General features: G+C 44.2%; 8 protein-coding genes. 4 read left to right on the forward strand and 4 right to left on the reverse strand.

From position 1 onward, the window contains the following. Positions 1 to 250: 250 nt before the first annotated feature. Entirely contained in the window at positions 251 to 1,291 is a 1,041-nt protein-coding gene (locus dnm_RS12415; RefSeq protein WP_207682963.1) for a C-terminal binding protein, read from the forward strand. Between the two features lie 583 nt (positions 1,292 to 1,874). Here dnm_RS12415 and dnm_RS12420 read toward each other — a convergent pair. Next, complete coding sequence (locus dnm_RS12420) at positions 1,875 to 2,918, reverse strand: hypothetical protein (protein WP_207682964.1); 1,044 nt, start codon at positions 2,916 to 2,918, stop codon at positions 1,875 to 1,877. A gap of 934 nt (positions 2,919 to 3,852) precedes the next feature. Between dnm_RS12420 and thiS the strand changes: the two genes are divergently transcribed. Then, positions 3,853 to 4,065: a sulfur carrier protein ThiS gene (gene thiS / locus dnm_RS12425; protein ID WP_207682965.1), complete on the forward strand. Its 213-nt coding sequence runs from the start codon at positions 3,853 to 3,855 to the stop codon at positions 4,063 to 4,065. A 15-nt stretch (positions 4,066 to 4,080) separates the two neighbouring features. Beyond that, positions 4,081 to 4,641 carry a class I SAM-dependent methyltransferase gene (locus dnm_RS12430; RefSeq protein WP_207682966.1) on the forward strand — a complete coding sequence of 187 codons (561 nt, stop codon included), beginning with the start codon at positions 4,081 to 4,083 and terminating at the stop codon, positions 4,639 to 4,641. 1 nt (position 4,642) lies between these two features. On the opposite strand, the gene dnm_RS12435 is transcribed toward dnm_RS12430, so the two are convergent. The 3 genes from dnm_RS12435 to dnm_RS12445 all read right to left on the reverse strand — a co-directional run bounded on the left by dnm_RS12435 (position 4,643) and on the right by dnm_RS12445 (position 12,108). Beyond that, positions 4,643 to 7,783, reverse strand: coding sequence for a transglycosylase domain-containing protein (locus dnm_RS12435; RefSeq protein ID WP_207682967.1), 3,141 nt, complete (start codon positions 7,781 to 7,783; stop codon positions 4,643 to 4,645). 1,355 nt (positions 7,784 to 9,138) lie between these two features. Next, positions 9,139 to 10,314: a 12,18-didecarboxysiroheme deacetylase gene (ahbC, locus tag dnm_RS12440; protein WP_207682968.1), complete on the reverse strand. Its 1,176-nt coding sequence runs from the start codon at positions 10,312 to 10,314 to the stop codon at positions 9,139 to 9,141. Positions 10,315 to 10,359: 45 nt separating this feature from the next. Then, the gene (locus tag dnm_RS12445; RefSeq protein WP_207682969.1) at positions 10,360 to 12,108 is read right to left on the reverse strand and encodes an AAA family ATPase; all 1,749 of its coding nucleotides are present in this window, start codon (positions 12,106 to 12,108) and stop codon (positions 10,360 to 10,362) included. Positions 12,109 to 13,092: 984 nt separating this feature from the next. Here dnm_RS12445 and dnm_RS12450 point away from each other — a divergent pair. Next, positions 13,093 to 13,293 (forward strand): cold-shock protein, encoded by a 201-nt coding sequence (locus tag dnm_RS12450; RefSeq protein WP_207682970.1) that lies wholly within the window; start codon positions 13,093 to 13,095, stop codon positions 13,291 to 13,293. Positions 13,294 to 13,364: the final 71 nt, after the last annotated feature.

Genomic DNA, 13,364 nt, shown 5'->3' on the forward strand with positions numbered 1-13,364 from the left:
ACTTAACACTTAACACCTGACATTTTCATATAAACGGGCATGATCTGCCGGTCACAACGAATGATGAAAGTTTTACAGTTTTTCCTGACACTTAACACTTAACACCTGACACTTTCATATAAACGGGCATGATCTGCCGGTCACAACGAACGATGAAAGTTTTACAGTTTTTCCTGACACTTAACACTTAACACCTGACACTTTCATATAAAAAGCATAAGACAAAACTTATCAGGAAAGGAATAAGACAATGGGCTTTAAAGTGGTAAACACAATCCATCTTCCGGGAGTGGATTTCGGAGAAAACTTGCTGGCTCCCCTGGATGCCGAGTTGGTTAATGTTTTTGGACGAACAGAGGATGAAATCATAAGCAACGCGGCAGATGCGGACGCTGTCATATGTTCCGGCCCGGTTCAGCCCTGGACGGCCCGTGTACTCAGATCACTATCCAAATGCCGTATCATCGCCAGTCTGGGCGTGGGATATGACCGCATTGATTTGGATGTTGCCACTGAGTGTAATATCGCTGTCACCAATGTCCCGGATTACTGCATAGACGAAGTTTCAGGCATGGCAATAGCCCTTATACTCGCTCTGGGCCGCAAGCTTTTTACTATAGATAAGGCTGTAAGAGAAAACCAGATTAATTTTATCCCCCCAAGCAGAAAAAATCTTTCGGATATTGTTCATCCTGTTTTTAGAATGCGGGATCAGACTGTCGGCATCATCGGTTTTGGAAAAATCGGCACTGCGGTTGCCCTTAAAGCCAGGGGCCTGGGCATGAGAGTCATTGCATATGACCCGCATGTTTTCGGATCCGTCATCAGGAGTCACGGAGCAGAGCCTGCTGATTTTGATACGCTCCTCAGAGAGTCGGATTTCATCAGCATAAACGCAGCTCTGAATGAGGAGACCAGAAATATGATCGGCGATGAGGAACTCAGGCAGATGAAATCCGCCTGTTATCTGGTCAACACAGCCCGGGGAGAAATTGTGGATCAGCCTGCCCTTATCCGGGCATTGCAGGAAGGTGTTATCGCCGGGGCAGGGCTTGATGTGACAACTGACGATCCCATGACGGAGGATAATCCCCTGCTCGGAATGTCAAATGTCATTCTCACCGGTCACAGCGGCTGGTACTCTGTTTCCTCTGACTCGGACACGGAGTTCTGGCACAAAGCAATGGCTCAGGCTGTTCTGGCCCTGAAGGGGGAATGGCCACTTTATGCAGTAAATCCGGAAGCACAGAAAAAATGGCTTGAGAAGTGGGGTAAAAAACCGGAAAAATAAGTACCTAACCATAAATTTTCGATATTTGCCCGGAAAAGAAACCCGGCTTTTTTCCCGGAATGACCCGCCGCCTGTGACGGAAAAAGCCGGATTTCTCCCCATATGCATCAGGCTAAGATCGTAACTCATTGTTTTTATTAACCCGTGATCTGCCGGACGGGGTTTGCAACCCCGTCCGAAATATTTTCCGACCCCCGAAAACAAACGTTTCGGACGGGGTTGCAAACCCCGTCCGGCAGTCGCCTGTGACGGAAAAAGCCGGGTTTCTCCCCCGTTCGCGGAAAAAAAGATGTATAAAAAACTTTTGCTCAGGTACTTAGAAACATTGGACGGATAAAGTGCGCTGAAACCCTTCATTCATAGGTGTCTGCTGAAAAAAGTGCTGATGATAACGGATTTAGGGGAGGGCCGACCAAGCCCTGTAAGGGCGGCATATTTGTAGCAGCAAGTTTGCAGGCCTCCCGTCAAGCCCCGTAAAGGCGACATGATGAATGCTACAAATATGTCGCTCCCACGAGGCGTTGCCAGCCTCCCCTAAATCCGTTATCATCAACAAAAATTTTAACGAGTTAATAACTTTTTATTATGTCTCGGTATGTAAAATCGTTTTTAGGATATGGAATATCTCCGCAAACCCGATTTTTCCATCATCGTTCACGTCTGCATTACAAATCTCAGTATCACCGGTGTCTGTTTCTGCCAGAATTTTAAACGCCAATATAAGATCACGCAAATCAGGCTCTCCGCAACTGCAATCAATATCACCGGGAGGGATATCCACATTCACTGTCAGCGTATAAGTTGCATCACTTAACTCATCCGCATTGTCCCTGGCGAGGAAGGTGAACGTCGCATCATCACATGAATCCGGGTCAGGCATGAATATCAGTTTGGTGACATCTGCATATACATTTCCGACCACCGCATCAGTTTTATCATATTCCAAATCTCCGGTGGTTTCCTCGGTCATCAGCTTTATTCCGTTAAAGTCACTCTCATCAATACCGTCAAAGGAGGTAAAATCAGGTGCTTGGAAGGTATAAGCTGTGTTCATTCCGGTCGTAACAAAATTCGGAGGAAATGTAGTTGTTGTGCTTGTTTCAAGGGTACTCGTCGTTGTTGTGGTTGATGTCGTAACTGTGGTTGTCGTGGTTGTCGGCGCAAGGGTTGTCGTGGTTGTCGGCGCAAGCGTTGTGGTTGTCGGCGCAAGCGTTGTCGTGGTTGTCGGCGCAAGGGTTGTCGTGGTTGTCGGCGCAAGGGTCGTCGTGGTTGTCGGCGCAAGGGTCGTCGTGGTTGTCGGCGCAAGCGTTGTCGTGGTTGTCGGCGCAAGAGTAGTGGTGGTTGTCGGCGCAAGCGTTGTCGAGGGCGTACAATCCACATCAGGACATGCCTCCGGTGACATTTCATCATCCCAAACATATGTTCCAAATTTAGATAAACAGATTACCTTCGTAGATTTCCCTCCCTCTTCATGGCATTTACATGTATTTAATTCCCCCTCTGTACATGCGCCATAACCAGTCTTTCCATAAGCAAAATGTCCTGATCCAAATAGCAAACTCATTGCAATGGTTAAGAATATCAGGTTGATGAGACGCATATTTATTCTGGCATAAGACACTTTCATTATTTACCTCCTTTCTAAAAATATTGAAAGACAGTTCATTGAAATAAATTATTAAGTAGCTAACCATAAGTTTTTAATATCTGCCCGGAGAAGAAACCCGGCTTTTTTCCGGAATAATGCGTGTCCGACAAAGGAAAAACCCGGGTTTCTCCGCCGCTCGCAGAAAAAAGTATATAAAAAACGTTTGCTTAGTTACTTATTTTTAAAAAGACGTATTAAAAAAAATAAACGCCCAAATAAAATGCCTATTCTTCAAAGAATACACACAACACCTTTTTTTCTTACATTTTGTGCCTATTCTCGTTTCATTAAACATTTGTTGTTATGGTCATTATTGAGATTGTTTCGGTTGCAACCGTCTCAGCGGCAGTTGTTGTAAATATCATTCGGGAATGAGTTGCCCCCGGGCTGTTCTCAAAAAGCCCTCCGGGACTGAGAAAGCATCGTTTTGTGTAAAAAGCCGGTGCCACCTGTTTTTTTCGATCTGGTGAAAATCTGCACCGCTTTTTTTTCCAGGAGGTCTTGAAATTCGGATAGTATTATATTATATTATACCAATCACAAGTCCGGATTTGAAATTAACAACAATCCATTTTTATAAACGGGCATGAGCTGCCGGTCACAACGAATGATGAAAGTTTTGCAGTTTTTCCTAACACTTGACACCTAACACTTAACACTTTCATATAAACTCACCAGTTGTAAGCTTTCGTAACCAGTTGAAACCATCTGATGCTGAACCCCAACTCCGCCAAATTTGATTATAACGAATTTAGAGGAGGCACACAACTTCCTTGGGCTGCTTAATACCCAATCAGGAGCTAAACACCCGGACAGTGTTCCAATGCCGGATATTCCCCATATTTATCAACAGGAACACAACCGAAAATTTGTCGTGTCCCACTGTATTTAAAAGACAGGAGATAACATCATAATGAATAAAAAAATCAATATCATACTTAACGGATTCAAAGAAAAAGTTCGGGAGAATGCCACCATATCCTTTTTAATTGCTCATTTTAAAGAAGGGGACACTGATCTGATTGTGGAGCATAATGGCCGTTTTGTTTATCCTCATGAATATTCAGACATGACCCTGTCAGAGAAAGACAGTATAGAATTCATTAACCCCAATTTCGGGGGGTAAGGAAAAAACCAGCTTATGATTGATCACTTTGACCTTATTGCGCCGCTTTATGACTGGTTCATTGGCACGCCTGATACAAAACAGCTGCGGTATCTGTTACAACTTCCGACGCGCGGGCGACTGCTGGATGTCGGCGGCGGGACAGGACGGGTTTCATCCCGATTACGCCCGTGGGTTGGCCAAGTTGTCATTACAGATATTTCAAGGCCAATGCTGAAGCGGGCACGCGCCAGGGAGAATCTGTACCCTGTTGAAGCAAAAGCTGAATCCCTTCCTTTTCCGGACGAACAATTTGAGCGGATTCTGGTGGTGGACTCGCTGCATCATTTCCATAACCAGCCCCATGCTGTCCGTGATCTTCTGCGCGTACTCAGACCCGGAGGCCGTCTGGTCATTGAAGAACCGGATATCCGTCGCTTTGCTGTAAATGTTGTGGCCCTGGCTGAGAAACTTGCGCTCATGGGCAGTCATTTTCATTCACCTGAAGAAATTCACGACATGATCACAGCTTATGGTCTGTCAGCAGGAATTGAACGAAATAACAGTTTCAGGGCATGGATTGTGGCGGATAAATGAGTTATGTTGCCGGACGATTCTGTAAATTTGTCACTCCTGACAATCTTTTTACCGGGGACCGGGTTTCCACAAACGTGGGCGGGACAGGGAGGAATCCGGGTTTTTCAGGGGAATCAAGATGCTCGCCCAGGGCAGGGGCCAGCAGTTTGAGAATGCTTACCGGAAGCCCGCTGGTGAAATTATAATCATTGGCTTCGGTACCTGAAACAAAGGCTGTGATCACGCCAAAATATCGGTCACCGATGTAAAACGCAAACGTGGCTGTCCGATTCACGGCTTTGGATGAAATCATATCTCCGGAGCGACTGAATTTTTTAGAACGATTATCTCCAGTTCCTGTTTTTCCTCCCACCCTGATTGGCGTTTTGTCAGTTTTTGTAAAAGCCCCTTTGACTCGCCGGGCTGTTCCCTCTTCCACAACTGCCTGTAACACAGCACATAAGGTGCGGGCAACCGCAGGTTCCATTACCTGGTTCCCGGAAGGCCGGGAAATATCAAAAACAGTATGATAAGGGGTTCCGCTGGCCATCCGTATCTTCTGAATGGACACAGCAGGACGGCGAATGCCATCATTGACAATAATGCCGATAAGTTCCGCAAGCGCCGCGGGCTGATCACATGAACTCCCGATGGAAGTGGAATACGAAGGAACAAGCTTCTTAAAAGGAAAACCTAAGTTCCGCCAGGATGATGTAATATTTACAAAAGCATCTTTCTCGATGCGAGTACGCAGGCGCAGGTCCTGGGGACGGCGCATCTTGGGCTTCAGCAGCCAAGCAGAACAGATACGACGGGCATCGACACTTTTGGGCAAAAGCTTTTTCCATGAAATACCGGGACTGCGAATGAATTCCCCCGCGCACCAGAGTTCCAGCGGATGTTTCTTTAAAAGGTAGCCGTAATCAGACAATGTCAGATGCGGTTTGCTGTAAATGTTAGTCAGATACCGAGCCTTGACAGGAGAAACATTAATTCCCCGATCCTCGAGCCAGCGAGAAAATTCTTCCGCCCCTGCCCCGGGATGCCAGGCAAAAAAAACGATGCCGAGGTGACGCGCCGAGGTGACACGATGTTTCAAAAGACGCTTCAGTATCTTATCCGGTGAAAGCTTTTTATACGCTTTGTAAAACCTTGACAGATGGAGCTTTGCCTCATCATCGGCGATCTCTTCCAGAAGACGGCGTCGGTCAGGATTCTTGGAATCCGCCAGCACCTTATCTGCATCATAAGGCAACCGCACTCTGTGATAACGCACCAAGTCTCTTATCAGGCGGATAAAAACAAGGTTGACAGAACGGATGGTCGCCTCTTTTACCGTTATGATCCGGTGATTGTCCGCGGCGCGAAAATTTTGGAATGTGTGGATTCCGCCGCCAGTAAAAAACGTCTCTTTGGCGCTGGCGGAATATGTTCTTTTTAATGACCGTTGCAACAATTCCTCCAAAGACAGGTCTCTGTTTTGCCTCATGGCCCTGGCAACCCATCGGGTGATGGGATCACGGGCTTTTGCGTAAGCCTTTTTAAGCCCTTTTCTGTCAAGATCGGAAAACTCCCGATATACAAGTGCGATGATCTCAAGATAATGGGCAAGGGTGCGGAGCTTTGCTGTGCTGCCCAGAATCAGCTTCATGCCGCCGTTAAGATCAAAGGGCTGCTTCAGATTATCCGCGCGAACACGCAAGGCATTGCCATAAGGGGTGCTTTCAAAAAGCAGGAAACTGTAAATAACCTTGTCCGGGTCTCCCGAAGCCAGCAGTCTGTGCGCTTTCAGCCCGTTCTCTTTTATAAAATCGGGGTCTTTCAGTTTTTCAAATAATTCCGAAACCTCTTTTTGCAAGGTTGAATTGATCGTTGTTTCCACTTCCAGATCCATACGGTCCAGATCATAGTAACCAGGCACATCCAGATTTCGTGTCAGGCTTGTACGAACAGCGTTGATGGCCTTACGCATTGCCGAGGACACAGAAACAGACACATATTCGCCCGGGGCAAAGACCACAGGTGCTTCACGCACACGGGAAGCAAAGTCCGTGTTAATGAGGCCCTCTTTTTCCAGAAGATTGACGTAACCTGATACCCGGTTTTCCAATGCATCATGGTCATATATCAGGTAATAGCTCGGTGCCCGGACAGCACACACGAGACACAGGGCCTGTTTAAATACCCGGGCCTTTCCGGGATCAGTATCAGGTAAAATAAATGCCTGGCGGACTTCAGGTACATCCATACCAAACCAGGAATAAAATCCTTCCCCCATTCCGTATATTTCACCATGGCCCGGTACGGCAGCCAGCGGTGCAGTGTTGATATAATCCAAAACAATCTGATGTCGCACCGCACGGGTGTCAGGGCCTTCTTTGTAAACTCTGAGAGTGGCGGCTGTCATTTGACGAAGTTTGTCAAAGACCGAATATGTGTTTCCATTGGGAGAATAGCGGTATTTTTCCAACTGGGTGGCAAGGGTGCTGCCGCCTTCCACATGAACCGGCAGTCTCAGTTTGCTGGCACCGTACAAGATGCCTGCCATGACAAGGCGATTCCAGTTGATAACAGGATTTCTGAAAGGAAGTACAGGATTGTCCATCTCACGATCCTCTATAAAGAGAAGCGATTTCACCATAAGGGGAGGGATGTGATCAAACTGGTCAAACACTTGGCGTTTTGCAATGGTATCATAGATGACCTGCCCTTCTGAGTCCCGAATAACAAGACCCACAGCCGGTTTTTCTTGAAATGGCGGTGTCACCCCTTGCTTTGAGGTCTTTAACAGTTCCGGCGAAAAGCGGGCCTGTTCCGTGACATGATAACTTTTGACTTTCAGTCTGCTCTGGAATTCCGGTATCCGATCATATCCGTGCCGCTTGTTAAAAGGGCCGTTCTTTGGAAAAATAATATCCTGGCTCTGACCCGGTTCCACCCAGTAAGAAAGCTTTTCCGCATATTGCGACAAAAACCGTGCCTGGAAAAAAGATGTATGTATCTCGTTCCATATTCCTGCGGAAAGCGATATAAGCAAAAGTATGATCAAGAACCACGGACGTAACCGCCGATTATGGGTTTCCGTAAGCCCGTAAGTTTCAAAGGGTCTTTTGACCCGTCCCCAATTTGTTCGGATTTCAACTTTGTCAGAAAAATTTCCCATCAGACTAAACCCATGACTTGTTTTTTATATAACTGATGTATGTTTCAAGATATGTCCCTCACCATACCAGATAGTTTCTCGTATTTTCCCTTTACCATGAAAATATAACTGAGAAGCCGGATTTTTTAAGTGGGTCTTTATCCATCTCCGGGGGCGAAAAACCCGGCTTCTTTTCATAAATGTTTATTTATCCAAAAGCCGCTAAGATTAGGAAAGGCAACAGAAATACTCGCTCGCATGGCCTTGTATATAAAATACAACCTGTTGAACAAAAACTCTTCCAATTATAAAAATTTCATCTGTCGTGTCATTTCTGCAAGAGCAGGAATAGCAGGTTATTTTTTATAAATGATATTATTATAATCTAATTTAGTTTTTTTGGGGAATAAAAATCGCGTGGCGGTAAAAACAAGAGACTGCCGGAGCTGTTTCAACAGATTCAGTGATCGGAAGCGTCAGTTTTCTGTTTCCGGCCGCTTTAAGCAAAAAACATGCCAGGAAAAACCAAATTAGGATCATCATCAGGATATTCCTGATGTTAGGTTCCGAAAAATCCGATTTCGAGTCAATCTGTACAGTAATTACACAAGGATTCTTTCTTTCTTACATATCATTTTAAAAAGTTATGTCTCTTCCCTGAGTTCACAGCATATTTTTGAAAAAAAAAATTTTTTTTATCCTTATTATCCTTATTATCTTTACTTATTTCATAAACAGAGAGAAAAGTCAACAAAGTAAACATATTATTTTGACGCATACAAATGTCCTGTTGTCGCACAACACTTTCTATTGTATGGGAAATGATAAAAATTTAAAATAATTAAATAGAAGTCGGATAAGAAAAGGAAAAAAATTTCTGTGTTCTTTTTGGAATACTCTGTAGGAAAGGATAAGAATATGGAACAGTTGTAAGGCATCCGGATAAGAAAAGCGCATAAAAAACCCGGCTTTCCAGGAACTGTTTCCATGGTAAAAGGAAAAAAATTTCCTTTTTATCAGACTTTCCTGCGGGTTTGTCCTTTTTGAAATATTATATAAAAAAATTATAAATAGTTATGACAACTACAAGGAAGCCGGATAAGAAAAAACATTCATCAGCTTAAAAATTTTCGGGAAAACCCCTGAAAACTTGATGTTCAAATTTTTTTGTCATTCCTGCGAAAGCAGGAATCCGCGGCTTTCGGAAACACCGCATTTGCCAAAAACGGATTTCTGCTTTCACAGGAATGACAGGCTTTTTGTTCGAACCGGGTCAAAAAACTTGATCATCGAGTGAAAAGGCAAACTATTACAGTCCGGATGACGCCCGACTGTAATTTCCCAATTTTCAATTTTCAATTTTTAATTCTCAATTCTCAAATTTCTTCATCTGTCAGATAACAAGCAGGATCAGGAGCCCATACGTCGCCGGTCACTGCCTCCGCACGCACCCTGAAATTTCCCCCGCAAATATCGAGCCACTTACAGGATGCGCATCTTCCCTTCATATGCTTCTTTTTCTCTTTCAATTTTGCCAAAAGCGGATCAGAATCCCCTGTCCAGATTTCAGAAAATGGCCGTTTCCTGATATTTCCGAAACTGCAATGACGCCAGAACTGGTCCGCATAGATTTCCCCGTCCCAGCTCACGCACCCGATGCCTCTGCCTGAATTATTCCCTTCATTCATTTGGAGAAGTTCGAGAACCTCTGCCGCACGCTCAGGATTTTCTTTGAGCAGCCTCATATAAAGATAGGGGCCGTCAGCATGGTTATCAACCGTTAAAACTTCTTTTGATATTCCCCTGTCATGCAACTGTTTTGTGTAATCCATGATGAGGTCAACTGCCGCACGGGTTTCTTCATGGGACAGATCCTCTTCAACAAGCTTTGAGCCGCGGCCCGCGTAAACCAGATGATAAAAACAGACCCTTGGAATGTCCATGTCTTCAAGGAGATTGAATATTTTCGGAATTTCAGCCGCATTGAATTTATTAATGGTGAATCGAAGCCCGACTTTTATTCCAGCTTCCTTACAGTTTTTAATTCCGTCCAAAGCTGATCTGAAGGCCCCTCTGACTCCCCTGAAACGGTCATTCACCTCTTCCATGCCGTCAACGCTGATCCCCACATAAGAAAGACCGATTTCTTTCAAAGTACCTGCCATTTTTCGTGTGATCAGGGTGCCGTTTGTGGATATGACCGCCCGCATTCCTTTTCCCACAGCATAAGCCGCAAGCTCAGGAAGGTCTTTGCGAACCAGCGGCTCTCCTCCGGAGAGCAAAAGCACAGGCACGCCGAATCCGGCAAGATCATCAATCAGATGCTTTCCTTCTTCGGTGGAGAGTTCATTGTCAAAAGGGATGTCTTTGGCGTGAGCATAACAGTGAACACATTTTAAATTGCATCGTCTCGTGATGTTCCAAACAACCACTGGCCGCTTGTCACGGGAAAACTGAAGCAGATGGGAGGGTAATTGTGATGATTCTCGTCCATACCTGAGGGCATCCGACGGTTCCACAGTTCCACAGTAAAGTTTTGATATTCCAATCATTTTAGTTATCAGTTATCAGTTGTCAATTATCAGTTATCAGTTGACTTAAAAAATTTGGTTTTCTTCCTTTAACAAATTGCCAATAAAAATTTCCGGTGACAAAAGCCCTTCCTTTGTGATGAAGAAGCGGGTTCTGCCAGTTTTTTCCCGAACCAGTTTAAAGCCATGTTCGAAGTCCATTGTCAGTTTTTTGTAAATGTCTTCAAAATCAGGTGAGGAATGTGCAAACTGCCCGATAATGAAATCAATGGCGTCTTCTTCCATAACAATGTTGATGTCATGGTTTTTATAGAAGTACAGCTCTATTTTTTTGATTTCATCTGCATAGGATTTGATCTTCTTGATGACGTTGCCGATTTCCATGATATGTTGGCAATAATACTCGGCAATCGTATTGGTCCGTGACGGGGTCAGGGTGAGGTTGTATTTCTCGGCCAGGTTTTTCTTATTTAAGTTCACATATGCCTTAATAAATTTTTTTTCTTCATCTGACAATTTTTGGAAACTTTCGGTCAGCTGTTTGCTGTCTGGCGATGCCTTCATTTCTTCAAGACTCTTTTCCGGTTCCTTAATGGCTGACTCAGTTACCGGGAACAGACTGACGTTTGCGGAGGGTAATGCCTTTTCAAACAACAGCAAAGCTCTTTCAATGACGCTGACCAGACCTCTTGCCCCTGTATTTTCCATGAAAGCATTCTTCGCCAGCATCCGAAGCACGCTGTCCTGAAATGTTATCCGGATGCCATATGCTGCAAAATCAAGTTTTTTACCAAGAATAACGGGATTGTTCGGATTTTTTAAAATATTGAAAAGATCCTCCCGGGTCAGTCGCTCAAAAACCGCCTGAACCGGAAGGCGGCCCACAAATTCCGATTCAAAACCAAATTCTATCAGGTCCTCGGACCTCACTTGTTTCAGAACGTCATCTTGCTCCTCACGACTTGTGAACTGAGCTCCGAAGCCGATGTTCTTATCTCTCATTCTTCGGTTAATAATGTCAGAAAGCCCCGCGAACGCGCCGCTCATAATAAACAGGATATTTTTTGTATTGACAGTGGTTTTATCCCGCTGGCCTGTCTTACGGAACCGCTCAATTTCCTGAATCATTGAAATGGGATCATGGGGAACCTTTAATTCAACCTCTGTTTCCTCCATCGGTTTGAGCAAGGCACGCTGGACTCCGGTGTGAGAGACGTCCGCGCCAATCAGGTTGCGGCTGGATGCAATTTTGTCTATTTCATCAATATAGATAATTCCGTTCTGAGCCAGCTCGATATCACCGTCAGCTTCCCTGACAAGATCACGGACCAAATCCTCCACATCGCCGCCCACATAGCCTGTTTCGCTAAATTTGGTCGCGTCGCCCTTCACAAAAGGAACGCCTATTTTTTTTGCGATCAGCTTGACCATGTAGGTCTTACCAACACCTGTGGGTCCGATCATCAGCACATTGTTCTTAATACGTCCGACCAAATTATCAATATTATCAGGGTGTTCCTGTACTCGTTTTATTCGGTTAAAATGAGTACATATTTTTGTGGCCAGCACCGCCTTTGCAACATCCTGTTTTACAATATATTGATCAAGATAAGAAACAAGCTCCTCGGGCTTTAAATCAAATTTGATATTCGTCTTTTTGGATGGAGATTCTTTTGTACTTCCCGTAAAGAGTTCCTGGGGAAGATTTATGGGGGACACAACTTTAACTTCCCCTCCGAATTTCTTAGCCAAAAATTCGCCAATTTCTTTCTCAATTTCTTTGGGACTTGGTATTTTTTCGTTGTGTTTTTTCATAATTAAGACCTGTAATATATCATAAAAAGCTCATCAGCAGAACGATATCCAAATAACATGATTGTTCATCAGGCAGCTACCAGCCCACAGTTCATTGCCGGTTGCCAGTTGAAAATCACCGCATAGGAAGACTGCCTCTTATTTCCTGATTACAACAGCATGACCAAATATTTACACTTCGCTCCGTAAAATCAAGCCAATCTTCACAACAATTAAGATGATAATCATAATTATAAAAAAAAGCAAGCCAAGAATTAGGAATCAGAATCCTGAGTCCGAAAATTATATTTTCGGCCGGTAAGGTCTGATATGGATATATAATAAGGTATTGTATTTTTGCAGTGCCCCGCATGGTCAGGACGTAAGCCCTGCTGCACGGCTTCGTGATAACTCGGTGATCAGGTTTTCTGACCTGGTTCGGACAAAAAACCTGTCATTCTGTTCGACGACTCGACTGAGTTCGCTGAAGTCTGAACTCACGCCCAAGTCTGCGAAAGCAGCAATGACAGAAAAAACCCGATCATCGAAGGATTGAACCTGAAGCAGAACACGCCCAATTATTATCTTGACAAAGGGAAGCAACTGTTCAATATTTGATCTACGGCACATTATTTTAATATAATAATTGAATTTAAGTTTGTCCCGGCATGAAAATTGCATTCCTGACAAAACAGCAGGTTTCTGATTCATGTGACCGACTTTCAGGTCAGGCAATTCCCTGTTTTGTCTCAGTTTGCTCTTATGTGTAAAAATCGGACATCAGATTTCTCAAAAGGTTTGAACCTTTTGAAGTCTTGCATAAAAAGTTCAACTATTTAATCTTTAAAGAACAATTATTAATTTAACACAGCAATTGGATTATCATTAATCCTTTAAAGTCGGTATTCAGTGCCTGAGACCGGCTTTTCGCCCAGGCGATGCTGTTCCATGTATGGTTCCCCGGATAATACCCCGCGAATTGTACGAATAAGAAAGGAGATTTTCATGGCGGAAGGTCGGATAAAATGGTATAGCGAAAAAAAAGGATATGGTTTTATTGAAACAGATGAGGAAGGAGATATATTTGTTCACAGCACCGGTATTGAAGATCATGGCTTTTTTACCCTGCAAAAGCTTGATCCGGTGACGTTTGAAATAAAAGAAACATCCCGGGGACGCCAAGCAGTGAAGGTCAGACGGGCATAGACAATAATTGGTAATTGATAATTGATAATTAACAATTGATAATTGATAATTGATAATTGATAAATTCCGAT

Source organism: Desulfonema magnum (genome assembly GCF_017377395.1).
Lineage (GTDB): Bacteria > Desulfobacterota > Desulfobacteria > Desulfobacterales > 4be13 > Desulfonema_C > Desulfonema_C magnum.